This is a genomic window from Paenibacillus auburnensis, assembly GCF_927798115.1.
Taxonomy (GTDB): Bacteria; Bacillota; Bacilli; order Paenibacillales; family Paenibacillaceae; genus Paenibacillus_AQ; species Paenibacillus_AQ auburnensis.
On record NZ_CAKMMG010000008.1, the window covers coordinates 82,194 to 109,033 of the forward strand.

The 26,840-nt window shown below is 51.4% G+C and carries 27 protein-coding genes; 19 read left to right on the plus strand and 8 right to left on the minus strand.

Annotated features, from left to right (window positions below):
• Positions 1-15: 15 nt before the first annotated feature.
• Positions 16-654 carry a hypothetical protein gene (locus L6H70_RS21895; RefSeq protein WP_236336262.1) on the minus strand — a complete coding sequence of 213 codons (639 nt, stop codon included), beginning with the start codon at positions 652-654 and terminating at the stop codon, positions 16-18.
• Between the two features lie 308 nt (positions 655-962).
• Between L6H70_RS21895 and tkt the strand changes: the two genes are divergently transcribed.
• From tkt to L6H70_RS21910, 3 genes are all read left to right on the plus strand, one after another.
• On the plus strand, positions 963-3,011 hold the full coding sequence (tkt, locus tag L6H70_RS21900) for a transketolase (protein ID WP_236336263.1): 2,049 nt from the start codon (positions 963-965) through the stop codon (positions 3,009-3,011).
• A 34-nt stretch (positions 3,012-3,045) separates the two neighbouring features.
• Complete coding sequence (gene ppnP / locus L6H70_RS21905) at positions 3,046-3,363, plus strand: pyrimidine/purine nucleoside phosphorylase (protein ID WP_236336264.1); 318 nt, start codon at positions 3,046-3,048, stop codon at positions 3,361-3,363.
• A 195-nt stretch (positions 3,364-3,558) separates the two neighbouring features.
• Positions 3,559-4,389 carry an alpha/beta fold hydrolase gene (locus L6H70_RS21910; RefSeq protein WP_236336265.1) on the plus strand — a complete coding sequence of 277 codons (831 nt, stop codon included), beginning with the start codon at positions 3,559-3,561 and terminating at the stop codon, positions 4,387-4,389.
• A gap of 36 nt (positions 4,390-4,425) precedes the next feature.
• Here L6H70_RS21910 and L6H70_RS21915 read toward each other — a convergent pair whose 3' ends face one another.
• Positions 4,426-4,905 carry a GNAT family N-acetyltransferase gene (locus tag L6H70_RS21915; RefSeq protein ID WP_236336266.1) on the minus strand — a complete coding sequence of 160 codons (480 nt, stop codon included), beginning with the start codon at positions 4,903-4,905 and terminating at the stop codon, positions 4,426-4,428.
• A 105-nt stretch (positions 4,906-5,010) separates the two neighbouring features.
• A complete protein-coding gene (locus L6H70_RS21920; protein WP_236336267.1) occupies positions 5,011-5,916 on the minus strand; it encodes an NAD(P)-dependent oxidoreductase in 906 nt (301 codons plus the stop codon).
• Between the two features lie 300 nt (positions 5,917-6,216).
• On the opposite strand from L6H70_RS21920, the gene L6H70_RS21925 reads away from it, so the two are divergent.
• The 3 genes from L6H70_RS21925 to L6H70_RS21935 all read left to right on the plus strand — a co-directional run bounded on the left by L6H70_RS21925 (position 6,217) and on the right by L6H70_RS21935 (position 8,914).
• Positions 6,217-7,572 carry a glucose-6-phosphate isomerase gene (locus tag L6H70_RS21925; RefSeq protein WP_236336268.1) on the plus strand — a complete coding sequence of 452 codons (1,356 nt, stop codon included), beginning with the start codon at positions 6,217-6,219 and terminating at the stop codon, positions 7,570-7,572.
• A 124-nt stretch (positions 7,573-7,696) separates the two neighbouring features.
• Positions 7,697-8,329 (plus strand): YigZ family protein, encoded by a 633-nt coding sequence (locus L6H70_RS21930; RefSeq protein WP_206103534.1) that lies wholly within the window; start codon positions 7,697-7,699, stop codon positions 8,327-8,329.
• A 3-nt stretch (positions 8,330-8,332) separates the two neighbouring features.
• A complete protein-coding gene (locus tag L6H70_RS21935) occupies positions 8,333-8,914 on the plus strand; it encodes a TetR/AcrR family transcriptional regulator (protein WP_054939281.1) in 582 nt (193 codons plus the stop codon).
• Between the two features lie 148 nt (positions 8,915-9,062).
• On the opposite strand, the gene L6H70_RS21940 is transcribed toward L6H70_RS21935, so the two are convergent.
• A complete protein-coding gene (locus tag L6H70_RS21940; RefSeq protein WP_054939282.1) occupies positions 9,063-9,464 on the minus strand; it encodes a secondary thiamine-phosphate synthase enzyme YjbQ in 402 nt (133 codons plus the stop codon).
• Between the two features lie 196 nt (positions 9,465-9,660).
• On the opposite strand from L6H70_RS21940, the gene cysT reads away from it, so the two are divergent.
• The 5 genes from cysT to L6H70_RS21965 all read left to right on the plus strand — a co-directional run bounded on the left by cysT (position 9,661) and on the right by L6H70_RS21965 (position 14,394).
• Positions 9,661-10,476: a sulfate ABC transporter permease subunit CysT gene (cysT, locus tag L6H70_RS21945; RefSeq protein WP_236336269.1), complete on the plus strand. Its 816-nt coding sequence runs from the start codon at positions 9,661-9,663 to the stop codon at positions 10,474-10,476.
• The gene (locus L6H70_RS21950; RefSeq protein WP_236336270.1) at positions 10,473-11,270 is read left to right on the plus strand and encodes a sulfate ABC transporter permease; all 798 of its coding nucleotides are present in this window, start codon (positions 10,473-10,475) and stop codon (positions 11,268-11,270) included. Before cysT ends, L6H70_RS21950 begins: the two co-directional genes overlap by 4 nt.
• A 2-nt stretch (positions 11,271-11,272) precedes the next feature.
• Positions 11,273-12,337: a sulfate/molybdate ABC transporter ATP-binding protein gene (locus L6H70_RS21955; protein ID WP_236336271.1), complete on the plus strand. Its 1,065-nt coding sequence runs from the start codon at positions 11,273-11,275 to the stop codon at positions 12,335-12,337.
• A 19-nt stretch (positions 12,338-12,356) separates the two neighbouring features.
• A complete protein-coding gene (locus L6H70_RS21960) occupies positions 12,357-13,427 on the plus strand; it encodes a sulfate ABC transporter substrate-binding protein (protein ID WP_423802870.1) in 1,071 nt (356 codons plus the stop codon).
• A gap of 184 nt (positions 13,428-13,611) precedes the next feature.
• A complete protein-coding gene (locus L6H70_RS21965; RefSeq protein ID WP_236336274.1) occupies positions 13,612-14,394 on the plus strand; it encodes an MBL fold metallo-hydrolase in 783 nt (260 codons plus the stop codon).
• Between the two features lie 398 nt (positions 14,395-14,792).
• On the opposite strand, the gene L6H70_RS21970 is transcribed toward L6H70_RS21965, so the two are convergent.
• Together L6H70_RS21970 and L6H70_RS21975 are read right to left on the minus strand one after the other, a co-directional pair.
• A complete protein-coding gene (locus L6H70_RS21970) occupies positions 14,793-15,563 on the minus strand; it encodes an SDR family NAD(P)-dependent oxidoreductase (protein WP_236336275.1) in 771 nt (256 codons plus the stop codon).
• Positions 15,564-15,584: 21 nt separating this feature from the next.
• Positions 15,585-16,040, minus strand: a complete 456-nt coding sequence (locus L6H70_RS21975; protein ID WP_236336276.1) for an S-ribosylhomocysteine lyase — start codon at positions 16,038-16,040, stop codon at positions 15,585-15,587.
• Positions 16,041-16,258: 218 nt separating this feature from the next.
• On the opposite strand from L6H70_RS21975, the gene L6H70_RS21980 reads away from it, so the two are divergent.
• From L6H70_RS21980 to L6H70_RS22015, 8 genes are all read left to right on the plus strand, one after another.
• Complete coding sequence (locus tag L6H70_RS21980) at positions 16,259-17,113, plus strand: MetQ/NlpA family ABC transporter substrate-binding protein (RefSeq protein ID WP_236336277.1); 855 nt, start codon at positions 16,259-16,261, stop codon at positions 17,111-17,113.
• 187 nt (positions 17,114-17,300) lie between these two features.
• Complete coding sequence (locus L6H70_RS21985; RefSeq protein WP_236336278.1) at positions 17,301-18,515, plus strand: aminotransferase class I/II-fold pyridoxal phosphate-dependent enzyme; 1,215 nt, start codon at positions 17,301-17,303, stop codon at positions 18,513-18,515.
• Positions 18,508-19,527, plus strand: coding sequence for a methionine ABC transporter ATP-binding protein (locus tag L6H70_RS21990; protein ID WP_236336279.1), 1,020 nt, complete (start codon positions 18,508-18,510; stop codon positions 19,525-19,527). Before L6H70_RS21985 ends, L6H70_RS21990 begins: the two co-directional genes overlap by 8 nt.
• On the plus strand, positions 19,527-20,186 hold the full coding sequence (locus L6H70_RS21995) for a methionine ABC transporter permease (RefSeq protein WP_236336280.1): 660 nt from the start codon (positions 19,527-19,529) through the stop codon (positions 20,184-20,186). Before L6H70_RS21990 ends, L6H70_RS21995 begins: the two co-directional genes overlap by 1 nt.
• Before the next feature lie 30 nt (positions 20,187-20,216).
• Complete coding sequence (locus tag L6H70_RS22000) at positions 20,217-21,377, plus strand: iron-containing alcohol dehydrogenase family protein (RefSeq protein ID WP_236336281.1); 1,161 nt, start codon at positions 20,217-20,219, stop codon at positions 21,375-21,377.
• Positions 21,374-22,078: a 5'-methylthioadenosine/adenosylhomocysteine nucleosidase gene (locus L6H70_RS22005; protein ID WP_236336282.1), complete on the plus strand. Its 705-nt coding sequence runs from the start codon at positions 21,374-21,376 to the stop codon at positions 22,076-22,078. Before L6H70_RS22000 ends, L6H70_RS22005 begins: the two co-directional genes overlap by 4 nt.
• A gap of 268 nt (positions 22,079-22,346) precedes the next feature.
• Entirely contained in the window at positions 22,347-22,928 is a 582-nt protein-coding gene (locus L6H70_RS22010; RefSeq protein WP_236336285.1) for a GNAT family N-acetyltransferase, read from the plus strand.
• A 16-nt stretch (positions 22,929-22,944) separates the two neighbouring features.
• The gene (locus L6H70_RS22015) at positions 22,945-24,768 is read left to right on the plus strand and encodes an ABC transporter ATP-binding protein (protein ID WP_236336286.1); all 1,824 of its coding nucleotides are present in this window, start codon (positions 22,945-22,947) and stop codon (positions 24,766-24,768) included.
• A 77-nt stretch (positions 24,769-24,845) separates the two neighbouring features.
• Here L6H70_RS22015 and L6H70_RS22020 read toward each other — a convergent pair whose 3' ends face one another.
• Complete coding sequence (locus tag L6H70_RS22020; protein WP_206103548.1) at positions 24,846-25,652, minus strand: Cof-type HAD-IIB family hydrolase; 807 nt, start codon at positions 25,650-25,652, stop codon at positions 24,846-24,848.
• Positions 25,653-25,695: 43 nt separating this feature from the next.
• Positions 25,696-26,640 carry a DMT family transporter gene (locus tag L6H70_RS22025; RefSeq protein WP_236336287.1) on the minus strand — a complete coding sequence of 315 codons (945 nt, stop codon included), beginning with the start codon at positions 26,638-26,640 and terminating at the stop codon, positions 25,696-25,698.
• Positions 26,641-26,840: the final 200 nt, after the last annotated feature.

Consider the following 26,840-nt stretch of genomic DNA (forward strand, 5'->3'; position numbering starts at 1 on the left):
GCGGAGGGCTGATCGCTAGACGATCCCCTCGGTCCGTTCTTCGCTTACCCGGAGCATCCGAGCCCCGAGGGCGGAAGTTGAAAACGCGGGTGTTCTGTTTGAGGGTATGTAGGAGCTGCCTTGTGTGAGATGCATGTAGTAGGATAACTTGCCGCTGAAAATTTTATGGGCGCATAATGATTCTGCGAAGTCTTCTGGTGTCACGAAACAGGAGGGCTTGGCAACCGGCTTGAACGCCGTTTCTTCAAATACTGAGGCGACAAAATGGGAGCAGAAATAAGCATCCTCCCGGTCGAATTTGACGTTCAGCAGCACTCCGATCAGACCCAGCAGATGATATTTATAGCGTTCCTGGTTCTCCATCATGCCTTGCACATGGTTGTACATGGCTTCATATTCTTCTTCACTGACGTTCAACTGGTAGATTGCGCAATCTGCAGTGCTGTAGAAGGGATGAATGAAGTTTTCACGGATAAGGCCGGCAACGAACGGATTATGCACTTTTTTGCGTCCAAAGCTGTATACTTCGTCCAATCTGCTGTCAAAGGCGATCGAAGCATGGTTGAGCTCAGCTTTTGTGAACCATTTAATAATTCCGCTAAAGGCGGTACCCGTTCCGGTTAGTACAATATAAATATGTTTGCTCGTACCCATACTATAAAATTCCTTTCCACTGGAAGTATTGGATAATCTGGTAAATTTCTTGATGAAGTACCTCCATCTTACTGTATAATCCTGCTTTGGAAAACAAACTTTAGTCTTGACCTGAAACTAGACTTAAGGCTAAGTAAATGCTAATAAAATACGCTCTACTTGACTCCGGCAAGTGCATAGATTGGGTTCAAGCGGCAAAATATAAGCTGTTCAAACATCATCTTTACAAAAACAATTGGAAATGCTTCCACATTAGTGATACAATAATAGTCAAAATGACATTCTTGATTCCAAGGAGGATTATCTTAATGACTGAACAGGCAAAAGAACAAGCGATCCATAAGGAAGAAAATTCGACGGTGGATAACCTGGCGATCACAACCATCCGTACTTTGGCTATCGATGCAATTGAAAAAGCCAATTCCGGTCACCCAGGTATGCCGATGGGCTCCGCACCAATGGGTTACCAACTATTTGCCAAAACAATGAATCACAACCCGGATCATCCGACTTGGGTTAACCGTGACCGTTTTGTATTGTCCGCCGGACATGGCTCCATGCTGCTGTATAGCTTGCTGCACCTTAGCGGCTACGATCTGCCGATGGAAGAATTGAAGCAATTCCGCCAATGGGGCAGCTTGACTCCAGGCCATCCTGAATTTGGTCACACCGCAGGTGTAGATGCTACCACTGGTCCGCTGGGACAAGGTATCGGTATGGCTGTAGGTATGGCAATGGCTGAGGCTCAGCTGGGCGCTACTTATAATAAAGAGAACTACAATGTAATTGACCACTATACGTACGCAATCTGCGGCGACGGCGACTTGATGGAAGGGATCTCCTCCGAGTCTGCTTCCCTGGCAGGTCACCTCAAGCTGGGCAAACTGATTGTTATGTACGATTCAAATGATATCTCGCTCGACGGCAAGCTGAACCTGGCGTTCTCCGAGAATGTTGCGAAGCGTTTTGAAGCTTATGGCTGGCAGGTTCTGCGCGTAGAAGACGGCAACGATCTTCCTGCACTGGGCCAAGCTATCGCTGAAGCACAAGCAGATAGCAGCAAACCAACCCTGATTGAAGTGAAGACAGTTATCGGCTACGGTAGCCCGAACAAGCAAGGTAAAGGCGGCCACGGCGGTACTCACGGCTCCCCGCTGGGTGCTGACGAAGCGAAGCTGACTAAAGACTTCTATAAATGGGTGTACGAAGAAGATTTCTATGTACCTGACGAAGTCCGCGCTCGTTTTGCTGAAGTGAAGGATAAAGGCATCGCCGCCAACAAGGCATGGGATGAGAAATTCGCAGCTTACAAACAAGCCTATCCAGAGCTGGCTGCACAGCTCGAAACAGCAATCAGCGGTGAGCTTCCAGCTGGCTGGGATGCGAATCTTCCATTCTACAAAGCAGAAGACAAAGCAGTATCCACACGTGTGGCTTCCGGTAGTGCACTGAACGGCCTGACTGCCGGTGTTCCTCAGCTGGTGGGCGGTTCCGCTGACCTTGAAAGCTCCACAATGACTCACTTGAATGGTCTGGCCCAATTTACTCCGGATTCTTACGACGGCCGCAATATCTATTTCGGCGTACGCGAATTCGGTATGGCTGCAGCAATGAACGGGATTGCCCTGCATAGCGGTCTCAAAGTATTCGGCGGTACCTTCTTCGTATTCACCGATTACCTGCGTCCGGCTGTCCGTCTGGCTTCGATCATGAAGCTGCCGGTAACCTACGTTCTTACTCATGACAGTATCGCTGTCGGCGAAGACGGCCCTACTCATGAGCCTATCGAACAATTGGCTTCCCTACGTATTATTCCGGGTCTGACTGTTATTCGTCCGGCTGATGCCAACGAAACTTCTGCGGCTTGGGCTTATGCAGTAGAGAACACTGCCAACCCTGTGGCCCTGGTGCTTACCCGCCAGAACCTGCCGATCCTGCCAGGCACTGTTGAAGGCGTGCGCGATAACATCAAACGCGGCGGATATGTTGTCTCCGATTCCAAGAACGGTACTCCGCAGGCGCAGATCATTGCTACCGGTTCTGAAGTGCAGCTGGCTGTAAAAGCTCAAGCAGCACTGGCTGAAGAAGGTATTGATGTACGTGTCATCAGCTTGCCGAGCTGGGATCTGTTCGAAAAACAGGATAAAGCTTACCGCGATTCCGTTATCCTGCCTGAAGTTAAAGCCCGTCTGGCGATCGAAATGGCGCAGACCTTCGGCTGGGAACGTTACACAGGCGACCAAGGCGACATTCTCGGTATCACTACATTCGGTGCATCCGCTCCTGGAGACACTGTGATCAAAGAATACGGCTTTACTGTAGAAAATGTAGTCAGCCGCGTAAAAGCCCTGCTATAATAGACGGAATAAAGACAAGGGGGAGAATAAGCACATGAGTCAGTTTACCAACGCGACAATTCAAAAAGCAGCCAATGTTTATTACGATGGAAAAGTTACCAGCCGTACAGTTATTTTGGAGGATGGTACGAAGGTGACGCTCGGCATCATGTTGCCTGGTGTGTACGAATTCGGCACGGATGGACCGGAGACGATGGAGATCTTATCCGGCGATCTGAAAGTGCTGCTTCCCGGCACAGATATCTGGAAAGAAATCAAGGGAGCCGAAACGTTCCATGTTCCCGGTAACTCCAAGTTTGCGCTGGAAGTATTCGCATTAACTGATTATTGCTGTTCTTACCCGATTCTGTAATTAAATAGTCTGATGAAGGAAGCTCCGCTTAACTGTGGGGCTTCCTTTTTTGCATTTGCAGCGTCAAAAGCTTGCCTGCTTGAGAGAAATTTGCTATCCTATATAGGAACTTATGTTCTTATACATACGTGGTTTTTACAGACATAGATAGTTCTAAATATTAGCAAAATATCTTTGCTTCAGGAGGATGATCCTTTGCTCTATTCGGATAACAACATAACTTTTAACTATGAAGAGGCAGGTACAGGCCCACCCATGCTGATCCTGCATGGCAATGGTCCAGACCACAAGATGATGATGGGCTGTATGGAGCCAATCATGTCCCGCCAAGAAGGATACAGACGGATTTATGTCGATCTGCCCGGAATGGGCAAGACGCCGTCAGCAGATTGGATTAAATCTTCGGATGATATGCTGCGGGCTGTAGAAATGATGATTGAAGCGCTTATACCGGGTGAACGGTTTCTTCTCGTAGGCCAGTCTTATGGCGGCTATCTGGCAAGGGGGCTGCATAGAAACTACGCTGATTTGATCGAAGGAGTCTTTCTGTTGTGTCCTTGTGTGATTGCGGATATGGCGGATAGAGAATTACCATCACACCAGGTTATGTTTCGTGATAATCAATTGCTTGATGAATTGACAGAGGCAGAACGGGAAGAGTTCACTTCTATTACAGTTGTTCAGAGCCGGCAGGTCTGGGAAAGGTATAAGACTGAGATTATCAGCGCGTTGCAGCTTGCGGATGTTCAATTTATGCAGCGGATAAAAGAGAGCGGAGGGTATCCTTTCAGTTTCGATCTGGAGACCCTTGCACCCTTTACTAAACCATCCCTAATTCTGACCGGGAGACAGGATTCAATGACAGGCTTCAAAGATGCGTGGAATCTGCTGGATGCCTATCCTCATGCTGCTTTTTCAGTGCTGGACCGTGCAGGACATAATCTTCATCTGGAACAGGAAGAGCTGCTTGGAGCGATGGTAATAGAGTGGCTAAACCGGGTAAAGGCTGGAACGATCGATAATTAATCGATTTATTATCGATCGGCCGCTTTAAAACTGATATCAACCCTCATTACTGATTCGTTCATACTCAATAATCGTTTCGCCACTGTTTGTATCCTTGATTTCTCCCGTCTGGATAAATCCGTGCTTCTGATAGAAGTAATGGTTCCTGACGGCCCACGAGGGAGTGTCCAGCGTCCATTTCTGAGCGGAGGGATAGGTCTGGAACAGGAAACGGAAGGCCTCATGTCCGTAGCCATGGTTCTGATGCAGCGGATCAATAAAAATCCGGCCAAGATGGCATTCATCACCGCCTGAAGAAGGGAAGACAATCATTCCTCCGATGATCCCACCCGCGGCAAGCAGTTTGTAATAATGGCCATGGTTCATTTGTTCAACCTGCCAATCGGCGGAATCATAACCGGGAGGGCCGTCTTCCTCTTTGTTCTGATACTGCTGTGCATCACTGTCGAAGGTTTTTTTCTGAACTCCGGCCAGCATGGCGGCATCCTGCGGATCGGCAGGCAATATACTGAGCATGTTAATTCCTCCTGGGAGAATATGTATGTATACTAGCTTAATTCAACTGGACATAGGCAGCAAAAAGACGCAAGCCTGAGTTACGGCTGCGTCTGCATTGGAAATCTATTCCCGGGTTGTGGCATTAGCGCCGATCTTCCGGCCAATCCATTCCTCATAGGATTTGATTACTGCGGACAGGTCTTCGTCCCCATAGCCATGATTGAAGCCGGCCTGGAACATGCTCTTGGCTACACCAAGCATTGGTGTCGGCACGCCTGTGGCATCGCTGAGTGAGGAAGCGAGCTTCAGATCCTTCAGCATAAGGGCCAGTGAGAACTGGTTGCTAAAGTCATTGTCGATGATCTTGCGTCCCTTGAGCTCGGCCTGCTTGCTGCCTGCCGAACCGTTCTGGACAAGCTCCAGGAACTTGTCTGCCGGTACGCCGTTCTTCACGGCGATGGAGAAGCCTTCCGCGAGGGCGACGTTATGAATGCCGACCATGGTGTTGTGGGCAAGCTTAGCTACGGCACCGCTGCCGTTATCACCCATATGCAGCAGGAGACGGCCCATGGTGTCGAAGATATCCCGGTGCGCTTCGATGACTTCTGCTTTGCCGCCAACCATAAAGACAAGCGTTCCTTCGATCGCAGCCGGTTTGCTGCCTGTTACCGGGGCATCAAGGAAGCTGCCGCCGCGTTCTTCCACTGCAGCAGCAATTTCCTTAACCAGTCCGGGAGAAATCGTGCTGGAGTCGATGACTACGGCTCCCGGCTTTAGGGCTGCCAGTATGCCGTCCTCACTGTAGAACACCTCACGGATCGAATCATCGTTGCTGATCATGGTAATAATAACATCCTTGCCCTGTGCCGCAGCCTGTGGAGTAGCCGCCGCTTGTGCCCCTTCTTCTTCCAGCGGTTTGCATTTCGCAGCCGTGCGGTTATATACCGTAACCTGAAATCCGCTTTTCAGCAGATTGGAGGCCATAGGAGCACCCATTGTTCCGAGTCCGATAAAGCCGATCTGTTTCATTCCATCTCCACCTTCACTCTTTAAGTTCACTATAGAGATTGAACCTTTCAGTTATTCTCGGGTTCATTTCCTCTAGCCGTGTTTTTCTACATTCTATCACGGCATTTAGGGTTGTTCCACAGGGCAGCACATCTTTGTATATACGGCAAGCGCTTCCATGAAACTCTCAAAAACATGGTCCAAAAGCTGTGGATGTGCCTTAAGACCTTGCCAGTCAAGGCAAATTAAAGTATCCTAGAGTATAAAGTTGTAACAAACGGTGTCAAATCTAAAGAGAAAAACAGGAGGTTACCATAACCGATGTCCAAGAAGATTAATTTTGACTACAGCAAAGCCCTGTCCTTCTTCAACCAGCATGAAATCGACTATTTTGCCGCTCCGATTCAATTAGCCCACGAGCAATTGCATAACAAGACTGGAGTAGGCTCCGATTTCCTGGGCTGGATCGATCTCCCTAACGCATATGACAAGGAAGAGTTCGCCCGTATTCAACAGGCAGCCAAGAAGATCCAGAGTGATTCCGATGTGCTGATTGTTATCGGTATCGGTGGTTCTTATCTGGGAGCACGCGCTGCCATCGAGGCACTTACGCATTCCTTCTACAATAACCTTTCCAAAGATCAGCGCAAGACACCGGAAGTATATTTTGCCGGTAATAACATCAGCTCTACATACATCACGCACCTGCTTGATTTGGTGGAAGGCAAAGACTTCTCCGTGAACGTAATTTCCAAATCCGGTACAACAACTGAGCCGGCTATCGCTTTCCGCATTTTCCGCGCAGCACTGGAGAAGAAATACGGCAAGGAAGAAGCACGCAAACGCATTTACGCTACTACAGACAAGGAAAAAGGCGCACTCAAGAAGCTGGCTAACGAAGAAGGCTATGAGTCGTTCATTATTCCTGACGATGTAGGCGGACGTTATTCCGTGCTGACACCGGTAGGACTTCTGCCGATCGCTGTAGCAGGAATCAACATTGAAGAAATGATGCAGGGGGCAGCAGCCGCAGCAGATGAGTTCAACAATCCGGATGTAGCTACGAACCAGGCTTATCAATATGCTGCAGTGCGCAACGCGCTGTACCGCAAAGGCAAAACTACAGAAATCCTCGTGAACTACGAGCCGTCCCTGCACTTTGTCTCCGAATGGTGGAAACAATTGTTCGGCGAAAGTGAAGGCAAGGATTACAAAGGTATCTATCCTTCTTCCGTTGACTTCTCCACGGATTTGCACTCCATGGGTCAGTTCATTCAAGAGGGCAACCGCAACATCTTCGAAACGGTGATCCAAGTGGAGCAAGTCCGTCATCACATTACGCTTGAGAGCGATGCTGACGATCTTGACGGCCTGAATTTCCTTTCCGGCCAAACCGTTGATTTTGTAAACAAGAAAGCTTTCCAAGGCACACTGCTGGCGCACACAGACGGACAAGTGCCGAATCTGGTAGTTACCATTCCGGATCAGACTCCTTATACTTTTGGTTACCTGGTTTATTTCTTTGAAAAAGCCTGCGGTATCAGTGGATATCTGCTTGGCGTTAACCCGTTCGACCAACCGGGCGTAGAAGCATACAAGAAGAACATGTTCGCGCTGCTGGGTAAACCGGGCTACGAAAAAGAAAAAGCGGAGCTGGAAGCCAGACTTACTGAATAGCATTACAGCACACCATAGACCATTCATACAAATGCAGTAACTGGGAGCAGTCCGCAGGTAAATCATACCGGGGCTGCTCCCAAACTATATCAAGTTATCATAGACAGGTAAGGACTGGAATAGGATGCTGGAACAATATCGGACGGTGCGTTCTCCCGGGTCCCGGGAAGTCGTAATCCGTAAGTCGCGGTTTATCGGCCATGTAATGCCGGTGGACAATGAAGAAGAAGCTGTGCAATTTATCGAGAACATCAAGAAACAGCATTGGAATGCCACACATAACTGCTCCGCTTATATGATTGGAGAACGAGACGAGATTCAAAGACAGTCAGACGACGGGGAACCGAGTGGAACGGCCGGTAAACCGATTTTGGAAGTAATCCGCAACCAACAAGTTAAAAATGTCGCAATTGTCGTTACCCGTTATTTCGGAGGCATCATGCTGGGAGCAGGCGGACTGATCCGGGCGTATACGGATGGTGCTGTTCTGGCCCTGGAGGCCGGAGAAGTCATCACCCGTGTGTTAAGGCGCGAAGTGTTCGTGCAGATCGACTATACCTGGCTCGGCAAGGTAGAGAATGAACTGCGGAGCAGAGCCATTAAGACCGGCGAAACTGCTTTTACCGATACAGTGACGCTGCTGTGTCTTCCGCGGAATGATGAAGGTGACGCCTTTATGGCATGGATAACAGATCTTACCCAGGGGCAAGCACTGGTTACAGAAGGGCGGCGGATTTACTACAGCGAAGGGGAATAGATTATGGCAAGAAGAGCAGTGGAGCGGGAGTTGTCGAGAGAAAGGATTCTGGAGGCGGCAAGGCATCTGTTTATTACCAAGGGCTACCGTGCGATTTCAATGCGCAGCATCGGTCAGCATTTGGGGTACAGCCATGGCTCACTCTATTATCATTTCAAAGAAAAAGCAGAGTTATTTTATGCGATTGTAGTTGAAGATTTCAATCACGTGGCAGCATTGCTTAGCGAGGCAATGAACAACCCTCCTGAACAGGGAATGACCCGGGTAGAACAGCTTGTGATGGAATTTATCCGTTTTGGACTGGATCATCCTTATCAGTATGAGATCATGTTTATGATCCGTGATGAAGAGCTTCTCGCGTATTGCCGTGCAGAACAGGGACGATGTTTTGAATTATTCGCAGGCATTGTGCGACGGCATATGAAGGAAGAAGGGTATGTATCCGAGGATTGGCAGAGTGTTCCGCTGACGTTATTTTTATCAGCCCACGGATTTATTTCATATTATATTCAGGATAAGGTATCATTCGAGGACGTGAAGCAGGCAGCACTTACTCATATTAAAGTACTAAGCCGCAGTTTATAGAGTGCATTTTTTGGGGCTCATCGCTTTAGAACAGTGCATTGGTATAACTTTACTTGGTGAAAGTGTTATAGAAGCTATATATTATATAGAAGCGGCCCCATTGGATCTGACGGAGCCGCTTCTTTTTTCGAATAACAGGATAACCGGATCAGCCCTCGATAATTTTCACATAACACTCGCGGTGTCTCGGCCCGTCAAATTCGCAGAAGTAAATGCCTTGCCAGCGGCCCAGGAGCAGTCTGCCCTCATGGATTATGATGCTTTGGGATGGACCGGAGGTAATCGACTTCAGGTGCGAAGCGGTATTGCCTTCTGCATGACGGTACTTAGGATGCTCCCAGGGGTACACCTCGTCTAGTCTCATCAGAACATCATGCTTTACGTCAGGATCGGCATTTTCATTAATGGCAATCCCGGCAGTGGTATGCGGACAATAGACGACGGCTATTCCATTTTGTACACCGCTCTTTTTTACATAAGAAATGACTTCCCTGGTGATATCCCGCAATTCATCACGCTTGCTGGTCGAAATCTCGATGGTATGGAGCATGGTCAGTTCCCCTTTCGCACTCTTGGATAGCAATAATAATATATTTTACCCCAAAACTCTGCGAAAGTAATTGACGAGCACGAGATGCATTTGGTAAAGTAATGATAATTATAAAACCAAGTATATTAATAGGAATAATTAAAGGAGCTATGGCTACTATACCGACCGGATATCCGGAGGTGGGGGGACTTATAACTTGAATTCGCTGCTAAGACATAAGGGATGGACCTGGGGATTTCGTACGACTATATTGCTGTATTTTGTAGTCCTGATCATTTTGCCGATAATGGGTGTCTACTACAATTCGTTTTCGCTGGGCTTCAGCAGCTTTGCCGAGAGCATAAGCGACCCTATTGCCTGGAAGTCGGTACTCCTCACATTGAAATTGGCCGTTATTGCTACAGTAATAAATGTACTGCTAGGCACCATGATCGCCTGGGTGCTGATCCGCTACCGTTTTCCCGGGAAGGCTCTGCTGAACAGTCTGGTCGATCTGCCCTTTGCCCTGCCGACGGCAGTAGGGGGACTGATGATTCTGCTGCTGCTCGGCCCCGGCAGTCTGATTGGCGGAATGGCGGAGAAGCTAGGCTTCGAGATTGTTTTTCATCAGCCGGCGATCGTGATAGCCATGATTTTTGTTACTTTTCCGTTTGTGATCCGGGCGGTGCAGCCGCTGCTGGAGGAGCTGGACCCTTCCGAGGAGGAAGCGGCTTATACGATGGGAGCCAAGAGCAGCCGGGTATTCCGGCAAGTAATTCTACCCTCTATGGCTCCCGGGATGATTAGCGGAGGAATGCTGGCTTTTTCCCGGGCGCTGGCCGAGTTCGGGGCTGTGGTTCTGGTAGCAGGCAATATTCCGGGCCGGACACTCGTATCCTCCGTGTTTATTTTCGGTGAGGTAGAAAGTGATAATCCGGTTGGCGCCGCTGCGGTGTCGGTCATTCTATTGACCTTATCCTTTGTGATTCTCTGGCTGATTAATATGCTGCAGATGCGGGGGAGAAGATCATGAGAAGACTATGGATTGGGCTCACTTATCTTGTATTTTTCCTGCTGATTGCGGCTCCCCTGGGCAAGATGACCACGGAGGCCTTCAGCGAAGGATTCGGCGGCTTCTGGGCATCCCTGTCCCGGCCGGAGGCGCTGCATGCACTGATGATGACCGGGCTTGTTGTAACTGTGGTTACGCTGCTGAACACCTTGTTTGGAATTATGATGGCTCTTTATCTTGTACGTGCCAACTGGCTGAGCGCAAGGCTGAGAGGACTGCTGAACAGCATCGTCGATCTGCCATACGCTGTATCTCCGGTCATTGGCGGACTGATGATTGTGCTGCTTTTGGGACCGGATAGCGCCTTGGGTGCGGTATTTGAACAAATCGGAGTAAAGATTGTTTATGCTTTTCCGGGAATGGTCATTGCCACGCTGTTTGTCACCTTCCCGCTGATGGTGCGTGAGGTGATGCCAGTGCTGCAGGAGATCGGTTCACAGCAGGAAGAGGCCGCTTCGACGCTCGGCGCGTATGGCTGGACAACCTTTTGGAAGGTCACCTGGCCTTCGATCCGCTGGGCGGTCATCTATGGTGTAATTCTTACGGTTGCCCGCTCACTGGGGGAATTTGGTGCAGTGCTGGTCGTTTCCGGCAACATCATGAACAAAACCCAAACCGCTACTACACTGGTTTATCAGGATGTAGAGAATTTCAATGTGACTGCTGCGGGCGGTGTGGCGCTGGTACTGGCCGCGTTCTCCGCAGGACTGCTGCTGTTAATGGAATGGAGTAAGAGAAGAAAGGGTGTGCACTAGAGATGCATGTAGAAGTTCGGGGACTGAATAAGCATTTTGGAGATTTTCACGCCGTTAAGGACATCAATTTCGGAATTACCAAAGGACATCTGATTGGTCTGCTCGGGCCAAGCGGCGGCGGCAAAACCTCGATTCTGCGCATGCTGGCAGGACTGGAGACGCCGGATAGCGGTGAAATTATTTTTCATGGCAAAACGGTCAATACTCTTCCGCCCCAGGAGCGGGAAATCGGCTTTGTGTTCCAGAACTATGCGCTCTTTAAGCACATGACTGTGTATGAGAATATTGCCTTTGGGCTTAAGGTGAAAAAAGTAAACAAAAATACCATCCATGGCCGGGTAATGGAGCTCGTTGAACTTACCGGGCTTAAAGGATTCGAGAAGCGATATCCTCATCAGCTTTCCGGTGGCCAGCGTCAGCGGGTGGCGTTTGCCCGGGCGCTTGCACCTGAGCCGCAGCTGCTGCTGCTGGATGAACCTTTTGCAGCCATTGATGCGAAGATCCGCCAGGAGCTGCGTTCATGGCTTCGTGAGCTGATTGAACGTGTCGGCATCACCTCGATCTTCGTTACGCATGACCAGGATGAAGCGATCGAAGTCGCCGATGAGATTATGATCATTAATCAGGGGCGTCTGGAGCAGAAGGGGACCCCGTGGGATATTTATAAGGAGCCGAAGACGCCGTTCGTGGCTACCTTTATCGGAGAATCTACGCTGATCGAGAGCGCAAGTGAGCTGAAAGGCTTCAAGAATGCGGGTGGCGGTAAACCGACGAAGGCGCTGATCCGTCCGGAATATATCGAAGTAGGCTATCTGCATGAATTCAAAATGGCTTCGGCCACAGAGCAGGGCATTGTGAAGCACTTGCATTTCCGCGGCAGTGAATGGCTGGTGGAGGTTGAGGTGAACGGGCATAAGCTGGTGACGTACCGGTCTCTGGAGAAAGAGACACTTACACCAGGCCAGGAAATTTCCGTGCTTGTCCATCGTGCCTATCTATTCAATGACGAGCGCAGCTGGATTCAGGAGAACGGGCTGAAGGAAGATCCGATGCCTGTGTTCATTTAAACAAAGGATGTGTGCCGGGATGAGGGTTCTCAAAAGGAGCAGACAACTGCACGGATGGCTGGCAGCCCTAATGCTGGCAATGCTCGCACTGGCTCTGGCCGGTTGCGGGAACGGTAAGGAAACGGCGAATAGTGCATCGGCTCCGCAGCAAGGGGATCTGACGCTAGTTGTCGGAGCCTATAGTGTGGTGAAGGATGCGATGAGTGATATTCTCCCGCTGTTCGCAGCGGAGTGGAAGGCCAAGACGGGCCAGAAGATCGTATTCCAGGAGTCCTATGAAGCTTCGGGCACCCAAGCCCGGGCGATTGCCGGAGGATTCGAGGCGGATGTAACGCTGCTGGCCCTGGAAGGCGATGTCGGGAAGCTGGTGAAGGCCGGACTCGTAGCGGATACATGGAAAGATCACGGTGTGAAGGGAATGGTGACCCGCTCAGTAGTGGCGCTTGGCACCCGGGAGGGCAACCCGAAGGGGATTCATGATTTTGCAGATCTCGCAAAGCCTGGTGTAAAGGTGCTCTACCCAAATCCGAAAACCTCCGGCGGAGCGCAGTGGGATATCAACGCGATCTACGGCGCCGGATTGAAGCTGTCAGAGGAGCAGACAGGGGTTAAGGACCCTGCTGCAGCCAAAGCTTTTCTGGAGAGCGTGCATGCCAATGTGGAATCGCTGGATAAGAGCGGGCGGGCTTCGATGGCGGCCTTTGAATATGGCGTAGGCGATGTTATTGTTACTTACGAGAATGAGCTGCTGGCACGGATTGCCCAGGGTGTGAAATATGAGGTTATCATTCCGAAGGATACGATTCTGATCGAGAATCCGGCTGCTGTCGTGGATAAATATGCCGACGAGCATGGTACCCGCGAGGCCGCTGAGGCGCTGGTGGATTTCCTGACCACAGAGCAGGCTCAGGAGGTCTTCGCCAAATACGGCTTCCGTCCGGTAAACGAGCAGGTCTATGCGGAGAATGAGAGCCGTTATCCGGTTCCCTCCGGGCTGTTCGGGATTGATTATCTCGGCGGCTGGGCGGAGGTCCGGGAGACGCTGTATTCCAAGCGGGGTGTCTGGTATCAGGTGCTAGCCGGAATCTAACAGCAGGGAGTACTCTGTGCCGCTAATGCAGAAAGCGAAAGTATGTGTGCGAATAGGACCGTTCCTCCTTCCGGAGGGGCGGTTTTTGCGCTGGTGCTAAGAGCCATGAGATGAGTTGAACTGTGATATGTACTATAATGGGGGTTACATAACTTCCGAACCGGAACTGAAGGAGAGAGTGAAGATGGATACACTGGTGTTTTTGGGGACAGGCGACGCCATGGGCGTACCCCGGGTGTACTGCAGCTGTGAGACCTGCATGGAAGCTAGGACGGACGGGCGGAACGCCCGCTTGCGCTCATCCGTGCTTATAGATAACGGCAGTGATTTTCTGGCGATTGACTGCGGACCGGACTGGCGGCGGCAAATGGAGCTGCAGGGACTGCGCAGCATGCGCAGACTGCTGGTGACCCACGCCCATTTCGATCATATCGGGGGGCTGCCGGAATGGGCGGATGCCTGCCGCTGGATGGGCTATAGAGGTGAGCTTTATGCGCCGGCAGAGGTGATCCCTGTTATTCTGCGGCAATATCCGTGGCTCAGCAGTCATATTGAAATGATTCCCTGCGATGACGGAATCGCGCTGGATGGCTGGCAGATCAGCACCTGGCGGGTGAACCATGGCAAGAACGGCTATTCCTATGCTTACCGGCTGGAAAAGAAGGGGTATGCGTGGGTATATTGCTCTGACTCCATCTCGCTGGGACCGGAGGAGACGAAACCGATGCTTGGGGCGGATCTGCTTGTGCTTGGCACAAGCTTTTATTACGAAGCGGCGGAGCTGTCTACACGTTCTGTGTACGATATGACGGAAGCAGCCGAGCTGCTTAAGCTCTTAAAGCCACGTCGTACCGTGTATACCCATATGTCGCATGATGTTGATATCCGCAAAGACTACATTTTGCCGGAGGGAGTTACACTGGCTGAGACAGGGATGAGGGTTGCGCTGGAGCGGGGAAAGAGCTAAAGACCTGCTCACTACTCTGCGGTATTATCCAAAGAAAATTTTAATGGGAAAACCTCCAACTAATTCGCCCGGTTTCACTTAAAGTCCGGATATAGGTGGAAAAACTCCATCTAACTTCACGGAAAATACCGGCTTTGTCCCCTTGGGGAGAGATTAGATGGAGAAATTCCCTTTAGAGTCTGCCTATTACTTGTCGATAAGAAATTAGGTGGAGGAATTCCTACTGCTATGTCTTTGTCACTCTAAGAAAATGCTCTCCAGGCGGCCGTTCCTGGTGCATACCGGTTGGCCTGCTGAATAAACGTAGTTTTAAATAGACGCGGCATTCCAGCCATAATAGCAGCATTTAAATAGGGACCCTACTCAGCGGCGTATGCCGCCGGAGAGGGTCCCTATCTTTAATTCATCGTCATGCCGCCGGTGACATTGATCGCCTGGCCGGTCATATAAGCAGAGAGGGGACTGGCGAGAAACAGTACAACATTAGCCACATCCTCGACTTCAGCCGTACGACCAAGCGGCACCTGCGAGCGGTCCTCGGCCAGAATGTCCTCCGGCTCCATTCCGCGTAAGACTGCACCTTCGACACGTTCACGCCGTTTCATATCCGTCTCTACAATGCCCGGGCAGACGGCATTCACCAGAATCTGTTCCTTGGCCAGCTCCAGTGCCATCACTTTGGTGAAGCCCAGCACGGCATGCTTGGAGGCAACATAGTTGCCCATACAGCGGTAGCCGTTCTTGCCTGCCTGTGAGGCGATATTGATGATTCGTCCTCCGCCGCCCTGCCTCAGCATCTGCCGCGCCCCGGCTTGGGAAACCAGATACACGCCCTTGGCGTTGATATCCATGACCTTATCCCAATCTTCTTCCTTGATATCTACGGCAAAATCCATCGTTGATGTGCCGCTGTTGTTCACCAGGAAGTCAAGCCGGCCAAATGCTTCGACCGCACAGTCGATCAGCCGCGCGGCATCCCCGCTCACTGTCACATCCATCCGGATCTGCACCAGCCGCTCATGTACACGCTCCAGCTCCGCCTTGCAGGCGATATCGCCGATAACGACATTCGCTCCAGCCTCAAGGAACAAGTCGGCGATGCCTTTGCCTATGCCGGTAAGCCCCCCGGTGACCACCAGTGTTTTTCCAGTGAAATCAATACTAAGCATGGATGTCCTTGTCCTTTCGGGTTAGCTTCTGAACGGGTCATCACTGATGCCTGCTTCGAGCACGATTCTGGCATATTCCTGGGCACTGAACAAAGAGTGGTCCTTATAGTTGCCGCATTCGAGGGCGGAAACTGCCGGAATATGCTCGGTTTCAAGCACTTTATTCAGCACCTTGGTCAGCGCGGCTGCGACATCAGCAGGGTTATGCTCATCCCAGATAATCAGATAAAATCCGGTTCTGCATCCCATCGGAGAAATATCGATAATGCCTTCGAGTTCATCGCGCAAATACGTGGCCAGCAGGTGCTCCAGCGTATGTACAGCGGCGGTAGGCAGGGCATCCACATTCGGCTGCAGCAGCCGCAAATCGTATTTCTGAATCGTACTGCCTTTTTCATTTCTTTCGGTACCTGCAACCCGGACATAAGGAGCTTTTACTTTGGTATGATCCAATTGGAAACTTTCAACTTTGGCCATGTTTTATCGCCCTTTCGGTCTTTTTCATATCAACCTATCACAATGTCAAAAAGAAGTAAATAGTTAATCTGAGTATTCCGCTCTACTTAGTTAAAATGTATTGACATGAATAATAATGCATTGTAACATATGAATCAATTAAATTCTGATGCATTTACTTGGTTTTAATTCGCGCCTGGTATGCACAGAAAAAGATACTCTAGGGGGAGAAATAAACGATGAAGAAAAAATGGATTCATTCCTTGCTGCTGGTTACTGCTGTTGCTCTATTCACAGCGGGTTGCGGCAACAATAACGAAGCTTCGGGTTCGGGCAGCGATTCCTCCGGACAAGAGAGCAAGACGCTGCGGATCAGCTTCAACCCGGGACCGTACAGTGACCAGTTCAAGAACGGTGTCGCGCCTTATCTGGAGAAGAAAGGGTATACGATTACTTATAAAGAATTTACGGACGGCATTCAACCTAATGTAGCTGTAGCTAACGGGGAGATAGATGCCAACGTATTCCAGCACTCTTTGTATTTGCAATCCATTAATGAAAGAGAAAAAATCGACCTGGTGGGTGTGGTGCAGGTACCAACCCCGCCGATGGGCCTCTACTCCAAAAAGCATACCAGTCTGGATGAGGTAAGCGACGGTGATCAGATCAATCTGCCGAATGAGCCCGTAAACATGCTGCGCGCCCTTAACGTACTGAAAGATGTAGGCTGGATTACACTGAAGGATAATATTGACCCGCTGCAGACTTCATTGGCCGATATTACCTCCAATCCGCATAAACTGAAGTTTATTGCCACTGAGCCGGCCCAAGGACCGCGTGCCCTGGAGGATGTAGACTACGCTGCAATTCAGGGGAATTTTGCCGTATCGAATAATATTAAGCTGACCACAGCTTTACAGCTGGAAAATATGACGGATCCGTTCACGAATGTTGTGGCGGTGGACAGCAAGAACAAGGATGCCCAGTTTGTCAAAGATATCATTGAAGGCTATCATTCTGCTGAATTCCAGGAATATATCAAGTCGAAACCGGACTATGAAGGGTACAGATTGCCGAGCTATTTTAAGCAATAAAAATGCTAAGCCGATAAGAGCTTTCACACGATAAGAGATTCACTTTCCGGTCTGCCGTTCCCCTTATGCGGATTGTTCCGCAGCAAGTTTTGTTAGAGCCAAGCGATGCTCCATGGCCCGCAAAACGGCAAGGAGGAGCGGCAGATCCTTGTCTATTCCACAGAACCTGCAAAGAGGTGTAATGTATATGGACTTTAAACCTTCTACTGTAGTCACGGAGCTTCCCGGCAATTATTTCAATGCGATGAAGGCCAAGATTGCCTTGTACCGGAGCAAAGGTATTGATGTCATCGATCTGGCCAGCGGCAATCCCGATCAGCCGACCCCGCAGCATATTATCAATGCGCTGAAAGAGGCGGTCGACAAGCCGGAAAATCAGGGATACCCGCCTTTTTACGGTAAAACAGGCACTCTCGAAGCCATAGCGGCGTTCTATAAACGCGAATATAACGTGGAGCTTGATCCGGAGACAGAGGTCGCAGTGTTCAACGGCTCGGGGATCGGTGTCACCGGAATTCCGCAGAGTCTGCTTAACCCCGGAGACATCCTGCTTACTGCAGACCCGGCTTATCCTGCCTACCATGCAGCGGCTGCACTGGCCCGGGCCCGGGTTCACACGATTCCCGTCTATGAACGGGAGGGGTTCCTGCCGGATTACAGCACAGTTCCGGAAGAGATTGCCCGGCAGGTCAAGCTGCTGATGCTGAACTATCCCAACAATCCGACCGGAGCGGTAGCCACAGAGGAATTCTTTGAAAGGACGCTTGCTTTTGCGGCGGCCTATGAATTTCCGGTGCTGAATGATTTCGCCTACGGCGCATTCGGCTTTGACGGCCATAAGCCGCTCAGCCTGCTGCAGCAGCCGGGAGGCAAGGAATACGGCGTCGAAACCTATACGGCTTCCAAAACCTACAATATGGCCGGATGGCGCTTCGGCTTTGCCGCAGGTAATGCCTCAATTATCGCCGCGCTTAAGCATTACCACACCCAGGCATACAGCACAGTATTCGGTGCGGTTCAGGATGCGGCGGTTGCCGCCCTGCTAGGGCCGCAGGAGGTTGTACAGGAGCTAGGTAAGCTGTATGAGCGGCGGCGCGATGTTCTGGTCAGCCGGCTCAGGGACATTGGCTGGGACGTTACCGCTCCGAAGGGTACTTTTTTTGCCTGGTTTAAGGTGCCGGAAGGCTATACTGGTGAATCCTTTGCCGGGCGTCTGCTGGACGAAGCACAGGTGGCTGTAGCCCAGGGTAGCGGCTTTGGTGCCCAAGGCAGCAGCTATATCCGGCTCAGCCTGGTGAACAGTGAAGAGAAACTGAACGAGGCTGTGGACCGGATTGCTGCGGCTGGCATTTTTAAGCGGGCGATGTCTGCTTGGGGTCAGGAGGCGGGAACGCATGATTGAAATCAGAAATGTGCACAAGACCTTTACGCGTAAAGGACAATCAATTGAAGCCTTAAGAGGAGTCAGCCTGAATATCGCCAAAGGGGATATCTTCGGGGTCATCGGCTATAGCGGGGCGGGAAAAAGCACACTGATCCGTCTGGTCAATTATCTGGAACGTCCGACCAGCGGCGAGGTGTTCGTGCAAGGCGAGCCGCTGTCCGGATACAGCCCGGCTGAGCTGAGGCAGGTGAAGAAAAAGATCGGGATGATCTTTCAGCACTTCAATCTGCTGGAATCAAAGACGGTGTTCGACAACATCGCCATCCCCCTTGTACTGCTGAAGAAAAGCAAGCAGGAAATCCGTGAACGTGTGACCGAGCTGCTGGAGTTCACGGGACTTAGCGATAAGGCAGCAAGCTACCCTAAAGAGCTGTCCGGCGGGCAAAAGCAGCGGGTCGGTATCGCCCGGGCACTGGCGAGCAACCCCTCCATCCTGCTCTGTGATGAAGCGACCTCGGCACTTGATCCGCAGACGACTAAATCCATTCTGGAGCTGCTGAAACGGATTAATGAAGCCTATAACATCACAATCATGATCATTACCCATGAGATGGCTGTTATCCAGCAAATCTGCAACAAGGTCGCCGTGATGGAGAGAGGGGAGATTATTGAGCAGGGAAACGTGCTTGATGTCTTTGGCAGCCCGCATCATCCCACCACACAGAGCTTCGTACAGACCGTTATTCATAACTCAGTGCCCCAGAGTGTGCTGAATACGCTGAAGGCGGAGAACGGACGGCGGCTGTTTAAGCTCAAGTTTGTCGGCGGGGCAGCCTCGGAGCCAATCATTAACAGCCTGATCCGCAGATTTGAGGTTAACGTGAATATTCTGTTTGCCAATATGACGGAAATCCAGCAGACGACGCTCGGCAATATGATTCTGCAGATGCATGGTGAGAATACAGTGATCGACCAGGCGGCGGCTTTTATCGTCAGCCAAGGGGTTGAAATTACGGAGGTGGAAGCCTGATGTTCGATACAGTAATTACTTCGGAGCAGTTGTTTCAAGCCCTGCGGGAAACCGTGGTAATGGTGGGCGTGTCGCTCTTTTTCGGAGCGCTGCTGGGTATTCCGATTGGCATCGTCCTTGTGATTACACGGCCAGGCGGAATTCTGGAGAACCGGTTTATATATGCCGTACTGAATCCGCTCATCAACATCATCCGCTCGCTGCCGTTTATTATTCTGCTCGTGGCCATCATCCCCTTTACCCGGCTTCTCGTACATACCTCGATCGGTACCAGTGCAGCGATTGTTCCGTTAATTGTCTACGTAGCCCCGTATATTGCACGGCTGGTGGAGAACTCCTTGCTTGAGGTCAGCCCCGGCATTTTGGAGGCTGCCGAGGCTATGGGTGCAACGACCTTTCAGGTCATTTGGCATTTTCTGCTGCCTGAGGCTTTCGGCTCGCTGATTCTAACCATGACTACCGCTACGATCGGGCTGGTCGGAGCAACGGCGATGGCAGGAACTGTAGGGGGCGGAGGGATCGGCGACCTGGCGATCTCTTATGGCTACCAGCGATTTGACACCTTTGTCATGATCGTGACGGTGGTCATTCTGATCATATTTGTCCAGGGCATCCAGTCGGCCGGAAACCGCTTAGCCCGCAAAGCCCGCCGTGATTAGTGCAGGGAACAGGGAGGGGATAGTCAAGCTATGGATCAGCCAATAATCGTCCGCGCCGCACCCCAGGAATTTATTTGCCGCGCGGGGAGCTGGGGCAGTCTGGAACAGCATCTGCAGAGACGGGGGATTAGCCGGGTGCTTGTTGTAAGAGGTGAACAGTCATGGATTGCGGCAGCCCCGTTCTGGCCGGAGCTTATAGAGACGGAGACGCATTATTACATTTATGGCGGTGAATGCACTTATAGTGAACGAGATGCGATTGCCGCCTATGCTGAGGATCATCAGCTTCAGGCTGTAATCGCTGTGGGCGGCGGGAAAATTACCGATCTGGTAAAAACAGCTGCAGCCAAGCTTAACCTGCCTGCGGTCATTCTCCCTACGCTTGCTGCAACTTGTGCAGCCTGGTCTTCACTTAGCGTAATGTATGATGAGCATGGTGAATTCATCCGCTTTGATATTTTCGCGCGCAGCAATGCGCTTGTGCTGCTTGACCCGGCGGTGATTGCCGCTTCCCCGCCTGAACTGTTGACCGCCGGAATCGGAGATACGCTAGCTAAATGGTATGAAGCAGATGTGATCATTAGAAATCTGGACTCCCCGCCGCTTGAAGTGGAGCTGGGCTGGTATGCGGCACGTAAATGCCGTGAGAATCTGCTGAAATACAGCGGAGAGGCACTTGCTGCATTAAGGGCGGGCGAGCTGAACGATGCCTTGGTCCGAATTATTGAAACGAACATTATGGCAGGCGGTCTGGTAGGCGGGTTCGCTGAGGATTACGGGCGGACGGCGGGAGCCCATTCCATTCATGATGCGCTGACCGGCATTCCGGAGTCCCACCGGGTGCTGCATGGCAATAAAGTGGCTTACGGTGTGCTAGTCCAGCTGGCGCTCGAAAATAACTGGAGCGAGATTGCTGAACTGCTGCCCTTTTATGAGCAGATTGGCTTGCCAGCCAGTCTCGGTGATCTGGGGCTTGCGCATTTATCGCGCGGCGACCTGCTGAAGCTTGGCAGGCGGGCGACTGTACCGGAAGCTTCCATTCACCGGATGCCGGGTACTGTTACCGCCGAAGCTGTCGCAGCTGCGGTCGAAGAGCTGGAGGGATACATAAACAAGCTGAGATGCGGATCCGCACCAGCGGGAACCGGACGGGAAAAGGATCTTCAAGGTGAAGGAGCCAAGACAACATGAGCATAGCGATTATAGGAGCAATGGAAGAAGAGGTAGCCTTGCTGCTGTCTAAGATGCGGGGCGTGTCTGAATTGGAGGCGGGCGGTGGAAGGCTGTACAGCGGAAGCTTGAACGGGCGGGATGTGGTGCTGCTTAAGTCAGGCATCGGCAAGGTCAACGCAGCGCTGACGACAACACTGCTGCTCGAGAGGTTCCACTGTGAATTAATTATCAATACCGGAGCAGCGGGCGGTCTGGGGGCGGGGCTGCAAGTCGGTGATGTAGTGATCGCCAAGGAGCTGGTCTATAGTGATGTGGATGCTACGGCATTCAGCTATGCTTACGGTCAGGTGCCGCAGATGCCACAGCGTTATCCGGTTTCAGCCGGACTGCTTGAGCTGGCGGGAAAGATTATTCAGCGGGGCGGACGGCAAGAGCAGGTTGTTGCCGGCCTGATCACAACGGCCGACTCGTTCATCAGCCAGCCTGAACGGGCAGAAGCCATCCGCAGCAGGTTCCCGGAGGCCCTGGCTACGGACATGGAGGGTGCAGCGATTGCCCAGACGGCATATCAGTTCGGTGTCCCGTTTCTGGCTGTCCGGTCAATCTCGGATATTGCCGGCGCCGAGGCTGCCGGCTTGTTCAAAGCCCACCTGGATCTCGCAGCCAGGAACTCGGCAGAGGTTGTACTGGAAATTCTATCGCTGTACGAAACGCAGTAAGCTTGATTAAATGAAGATTGAATTGAACAGAACAGCCGTCTTACAGGCACGGGAGAGCTTAGTTATGCTCGTCTCGGCCCTGCAGGACGGCTATTTACTGTCTGTCCTAATCTCCGCCTTGAGAATGAGAAGGGTTTACTTCCTGCGTCTCTGTTCATTCCCCCTCTCCGTTCAGTAAACTAATAAGAGATATATCACTTCCAGGTAAAGGGTTTACCACTATAATTCGGGAAAAGGTGATTTGAACTAATGATAGGAGGATAAAAGGATGTCTAAATCTGTAATTCCAATTATGCTGGATATTTCTGAGAGTTTTGAATCAGAGCGTCTGCTGATCCGGGCTGCGCGCTGGGGCGATGGAGCAGAGATGAATGAGGCTATGGCAGAAAGTCTGAATGAGCTGAAGCCGTGGATGATTTTTGCCCAAAGCCTGCAGACGCCCGAGGAAACCGAGCAATACGCAAGGGAGTCGCGGCTCAAATATCTCGACCGGAGCAATATGCACATGAACATTTATAACAAGGCTGATGGAACCTTCATTGGCTGCAGCGGCCTCCACCATATAGACTGGGATGTCCGCGCTTTTGAGCTTGGATACTGGATCAGAAGCTCCTGCGCGGGAAAGGGCTATATGACGGAAGCGGTGAAAGCGATCACTGAGTTTACCATCCGGGAGCTGGAGGCTAACCGGATCGAGATCCGGTGCAGCGGACGGAATGTCAAAAGCGCTGCTGTGGCGGAGCGTACGGGATATAAACTGGACGGCATTCTTCGGCTTAGCGCGCGCGGCTTCGATGGAGAACTTCATGACACCAAAGTATATGCGAAGGTGCGCGGAGCGGAATTTTAAAAAGGGGGATGAACTATTGAAGAAGAGCGTATTCTCCAGATTAAGTACATACATGCTCAGGCACAAGCTAATTTATACGGTATTGCTGCTGACTACCCTGGTCAGTATTGTCTATGATCTTACAACCGCCTGGTATCTGTCGAGAATTACCGATGCGGCGGTCCGCCTGGATGTGGAAGCTTTTTCGGGGCTGATTGCTTTTGGCGTTCTCTTCTTGCTTGTAGGTTTGCTCAACAGTTATGCGGGGGCCTATTTCAAAACTAAGGTCTCGGCTAAAATCAGAAATGAGCTGCGTCTGGAGATGATGGGGCACACGCTCCGTCTGCCGCAGTCCTATTTTGACCGCAATCATTCCGGCGATTTGCTGTCCCGGTTCACGAATGACAACCAATCGGTGGGTGAAGCCTGCGGAAAGGTAATGATCGATCTCATCCGCAATCCGCTGCTCGCGCTGGCAGCTTTTGCTTACTTGCTGTATATTAACTGGCTGCTCGCTTTGATCTGTTTTGCGATGGGGCCGCTGCTTTTTCTTACGGGTAAAGTATTCGGCAATGCGATGCGCTTGAATAGTGTGAAACTGCAGGAAAGCATGAGCCGGACGACTTCCTTTTTGAATGATATCCTCGGGAGCAGTGTGGTGTTCAAGTCCTTTTCCATCGAGCGCAGACTGCTGAAGCAGTATCAGGGACACAGTGAGGATATTAATGCTACAGAACAAAAGCGCGGTAAAATCGAAGGGGCTACAGGTGCGTTAGCGTCTGTGCTGGGTCATGCGACCTTCCTTCTGGCCCTGATTATTGCCGGATGGTTCGTGGCGAAGGGGAAGCTCGAGGTAGGGGCGATGATCGCATTTATTCAGCTGATGAACTATCTGATTATGCCGTTCTCGTCACTTCCGGGCCTGGTAGCCTCCATGCAGCAATCGCTGGGTGCGGCGGAGCGGATTTTTGAAGTCATCGATGAGCCTGCCGAGGTCAAAGTTCTGCCGGAGCCGCTGGCAAAGCAGCCTGACTTCGAACGTCTGGTGCTCTCCGGGGTTTCCTTTCATTATCCGGATGCCGGTAAAGCCAGCCTGAGCAAGATCAGCATGGAGCTGCCGCAAGGCTCGCAAGTGGCAGTGGTCGGACCGAGCGGAGGCGGGAAATCCACACTGTTCAAGCTGCTGCTCGGGTTCTATACGCCGGATGAAGGTGCGATTGCAATTAACGGAACGGACATAACTGCTTTAAGTCTGGACCACCTGAGAAGCTATTTCGCCTATGTGCCGCAGGAATCGGGACTGTACACCGGAAGTATCCGCGATAATATTCAAAACGGAAGACCGGGTGCGCCGGATGATGAGATTAAGGAGGCACTGCGGCAGGCGAATGCCTATGACTTTGTGATGGAACTGCCGGATGGCATGGATACAGATATCGGTGAACATGGCTCCAGGCTGTCCGGGGGCCAGCGCCAGCGCCTGTCGATTGCCAGAGCGATGTTGAAAAATGCGCCGGTTCTGCTGCTGGATGAAGCCACGGCGGCGCTGGATAACGAATCGGAAAAAATGGTCCAGCAGGCCATCCGCAAGCTGATGAAGGATAAATCAACGATTGTTATCGCCCACCGCCTGTCGACCATTCAGAATGCTGATCTCATTCTGGTCATGGAGAACGGGGAGATTGTGGAACGCGGCAGCCATATCGAGCTGCTGGCAGCGGAAGGCCGGTATTATGATCTCTACCATTCACAGCTGGAGCAGGAAGACGGCGCTGCTGAGGCTGGAAATAAAGGAGTAGCCACTGTAAAAACGGTAACTGCGGCAGAACAGTCGTTCACGGCTGCTGTAACCGGGCAATAAAATCATTAGAAAGGGTGCCTGGTGCCGGTTCTTCAAGAACCGGCGCCAGGCACCCTTTTGTTAAGCAGGCAAACTAATTATTCGGCTGTTTGCAGAATGAATTTATCGATGGCATATTTCACGCCGTCTTCGTTGTTGCTGAGGGTTACGAAATCGGCAATTTCCTTCAGTGCAGGAATGGCATTAGCCATGGCGACGCCGAGGCCGGCCGCTTCCAGCATCTCATGATCGTTCCAGGAATCGCCTACGGCAATCGTTTCGGACAGCTCGCAGCCGAAGTGCTGAGCCAGGAACTCAAGCGCGAGACCTTTGGTGCCCTCATGGTGCATAATTTCCAGGAAATGCGGCTTAGATTTGGTGATGTGGACCGAATCGCCCAGCAGCTCGCGGAGAATCGGCGACAGTTCATCCAGGAACGCCGGATCATCGATGATGAGCATTTTTGGTGTTTTTTGCGGAACGAGCTTACCTTCCCAATCTGGTTCGATGTAATATTGGGTTCTGTTCAGCTGGGAGTATTCGATCAGCTTCTGGTTCTCTTCGCGCGCATACAGCTTGTCGTCAATATAGGTCTGCAAGTGCAGGTCATGATCCACGCAGTACTGGAACAGTTTGCGCACGGCATCCTGCGGCACGTAACGCTCGTAGAGCACTTTTTCGTCCATCAAATTCTTCACCAGTGCACCCTGGTAAGTGATGATCGGCACATTTAGTCCGGTCTGGCGGGCAATGGCCTGGGCAGAGGCATAGGCACGGCCGGTTGCGAGAGTGACAACAACGCCGGCAGCGACAGCCTGCTCAAGAGCGGTTTGGGTCGCAGGGGTGACTTCCTTGTCATCATTAATCAGGGTGTCATCAATATCGATAGCAATTAGTTTATACATTCGGCTTCTCTCCTAAAAGGTTATTGTATTAGTATAGATGAACTCACCGGTCTGATGGAACCAAAGGGGTGGATTCATCATGATCCTGGACGGTCGGGGCAGGCTCGGGGCTGAGCTCCGCCAACAGCATCGCTGCAAGGATGCAAAGGCAGCCCAGTCCAGCGGATAAGCCCAGCGACTCGCCGCCGAAGACAAGCCCCGTAAATGCCGCGAACACCGGCTCCATCGCATATATGATGGCTACCCGGGACGGTGTGGTGTACTTCTGGCAGGCCGTCTGAATCCAGAAGGCAAAGGCGCTGGTCGGCCCGATCGAAATCAGCAGCGCCCACAGTACATCAGGCTTCATGACCAGCTCTGCACTGTGCGCCAGGGGTGCGGTCCCGTCAACGATCAGCGAGGCAAATATGCTGAGCAAGCCGACAAAAGCTAACTGCAGCGTTGCCAGCGGCAGGGCCGGATAACGCGGCGCATACACACCGGTATAAGCGACCTGCAGGGCAAACGCGATGGCACAGAGCAGGATCAGAGCGTCGCCTTTATTGAGCGAGAGCGCAGAGCCGGTGAAGGTGAGCAGATACAATCCTGCTACTGCAAGTCCTGCACTGAACCAGGTATACCGGGAGATGGAATGTTTAAGCAGCGCCAGAGACAGGAAGGGCACGATCACTACCGAGAGGCCAGTGATGAATCCGGTGTTGGAAGTGGTCGTATACAGCAGGCCCATCGTCTGGAAGCCATAGCCCATAAACAGAAAAAGGCCCAGCAGCAGAGAGTGTCTCACCATGCGCCAGCTTAGCTTTCTCCATTCATGGCGGTAAAAAACAGCCGTGATCAGGGCCAGCAGCAGGGCGGCTCCCGTAAACCGTATACTGTTGAAGGCAAGCGGCGGCAGCACTCTGACGGCATGCTGGACAATTAAAAATGTGCATCCCCACATCATTGCCACCAGGAGCAGACTGAGATCGGCTATTCGGGAGCGGTTCACCGCGGTCATCCTTTCATGAAATACAGAAAACGTATCAAGTTGTCCAAATTGTATCCTAAAACCAAGGGAAGGACAAGCCAAAACTATGCCTGAGCCAAGCCGGTAACAGGATTCTTAATACTATATAAATGTACTGGCTGGACAAAAAAACGCTCTCTTGGTATACTTCGGTAACCGCACATTTGTTCTTATTTCGACAT

What these genes read in the sequence shown, in the direction of transcription:
- L6H70_RS21895 (WP_236336262.1), bottom strand. Translation starts at nt 654, where the DNA reads ATGGGTACGAGCAAACATATTTATATTGTACTAACCGGAACGGGTACC.
- tkt (WP_236336263.1), top strand. Translation starts at nt 963, where the DNA reads ATGACTGAACAGGCAAAAGAACAAGCGATCCATAAGGAAGAAAATTCG.
- ppnP (WP_236336264.1), top strand. Translation starts at nt 3,046, where the DNA reads ATGAGTCAGTTTACCAACGCGACAATTCAAAAAGCAGCCAATGTTTAT.
- L6H70_RS21915 (WP_236336266.1), bottom strand. Translation starts at nt 4,905, where the DNA reads ATGCTCAGTATATTGCCTGCCGATCCGCAGGATGCCGCCATGCTGGCC.
- L6H70_RS21920 (WP_236336267.1), bottom strand. Translation starts at nt 5,916, where the DNA reads ATGAAACAGATCGGCTTTATCGGACTCGGAACAATGGGTGCTCCTATG.
- L6H70_RS21925 (WP_236336268.1), top strand. Translation starts at nt 6,217, where the DNA reads ATGTCCAAGAAGATTAATTTTGACTACAGCAAAGCCCTGTCCTTCTTC.
- L6H70_RS21930 (WP_206103534.1), top strand. Translation starts at nt 7,697, where the DNA reads ATGCTGGAACAATATCGGACGGTGCGTTCTCCCGGGTCCCGGGAAGTC.
- L6H70_RS21935 (WP_054939281.1), top strand. Translation starts at nt 8,333, where the DNA reads ATGGCAAGAAGAGCAGTGGAGCGGGAGTTGTCGAGAGAAAGGATTCTG.
- L6H70_RS21940 (WP_054939282.1), bottom strand. Translation starts at nt 9,464, where the DNA reads ATGCTCCATACCATCGAGATTTCGACCAGCAAGCGTGATGAATTGCGG.
- L6H70_RS21950 (WP_236336270.1), top strand. Translation starts at nt 10,473, where the DNA reads ATGAGAAGACTATGGATTGGGCTCACTTATCTTGTATTTTTCCTGCTG.
- L6H70_RS21955 (WP_236336271.1), top strand. Translation starts at nt 11,273, where the DNA reads ATGCATGTAGAAGTTCGGGGACTGAATAAGCATTTTGGAGATTTTCAC.
- L6H70_RS21960 (WP_423802870.1), top strand. Translation starts at nt 12,357, where the DNA reads ATGAGGGTTCTCAAAAGGAGCAGACAACTGCACGGATGGCTGGCAGCC.
- L6H70_RS21965 (WP_236336274.1), top strand. Translation starts at nt 13,612, where the DNA reads ATGGATACACTGGTGTTTTTGGGGACAGGCGACGCCATGGGCGTACCC.
- L6H70_RS21970 (WP_236336275.1), bottom strand. Translation starts at nt 15,563, where the DNA reads ATGCTTAGTATTGATTTCACTGGAAAAACACTGGTGGTCACCGGGGGG.
- L6H70_RS21975 (WP_236336276.1), bottom strand. Translation starts at nt 16,040, where the DNA reads ATGGCCAAAGTTGAAAGTTTCCAATTGGATCATACCAAAGTAAAAGCT.
- L6H70_RS21980 (WP_236336277.1), top strand. Translation starts at nt 16,259, where the DNA reads ATGAAGAAAAAATGGATTCATTCCTTGCTGCTGGTTACTGCTGTTGCT.
- L6H70_RS21985 (WP_236336278.1), top strand. Translation starts at nt 17,301, where the DNA reads ATGGACTTTAAACCTTCTACTGTAGTCACGGAGCTTCCCGGCAATTAT.
- L6H70_RS21990 (WP_236336279.1), top strand. Translation starts at nt 18,508, where the DNA reads ATGATTGAAATCAGAAATGTGCACAAGACCTTTACGCGTAAAGGACAA.
- L6H70_RS21995 (WP_236336280.1), top strand. Translation starts at nt 19,527, where the DNA reads ATGTTCGATACAGTAATTACTTCGGAGCAGTTGTTTCAAGCCCTGCGG.
- L6H70_RS22000 (WP_236336281.1), top strand. Translation starts at nt 20,217, where the DNA reads ATGGATCAGCCAATAATCGTCCGCGCCGCACCCCAGGAATTTATTTGC.
- L6H70_RS22005 (WP_236336282.1), top strand. Translation starts at nt 21,374, where the DNA reads ATGAGCATAGCGATTATAGGAGCAATGGAAGAAGAGGTAGCCTTGCTG.
- L6H70_RS22010 (WP_236336285.1), top strand. Translation starts at nt 22,347, where the DNA reads ATGTCTAAATCTGTAATTCCAATTATGCTGGATATTTCTGAGAGTTTT.
- L6H70_RS22020 (WP_206103548.1), bottom strand. Translation starts at nt 25,652, where the DNA reads ATGTATAAACTAATTGCTATCGATATTGATGACACCCTGATTAATGAT.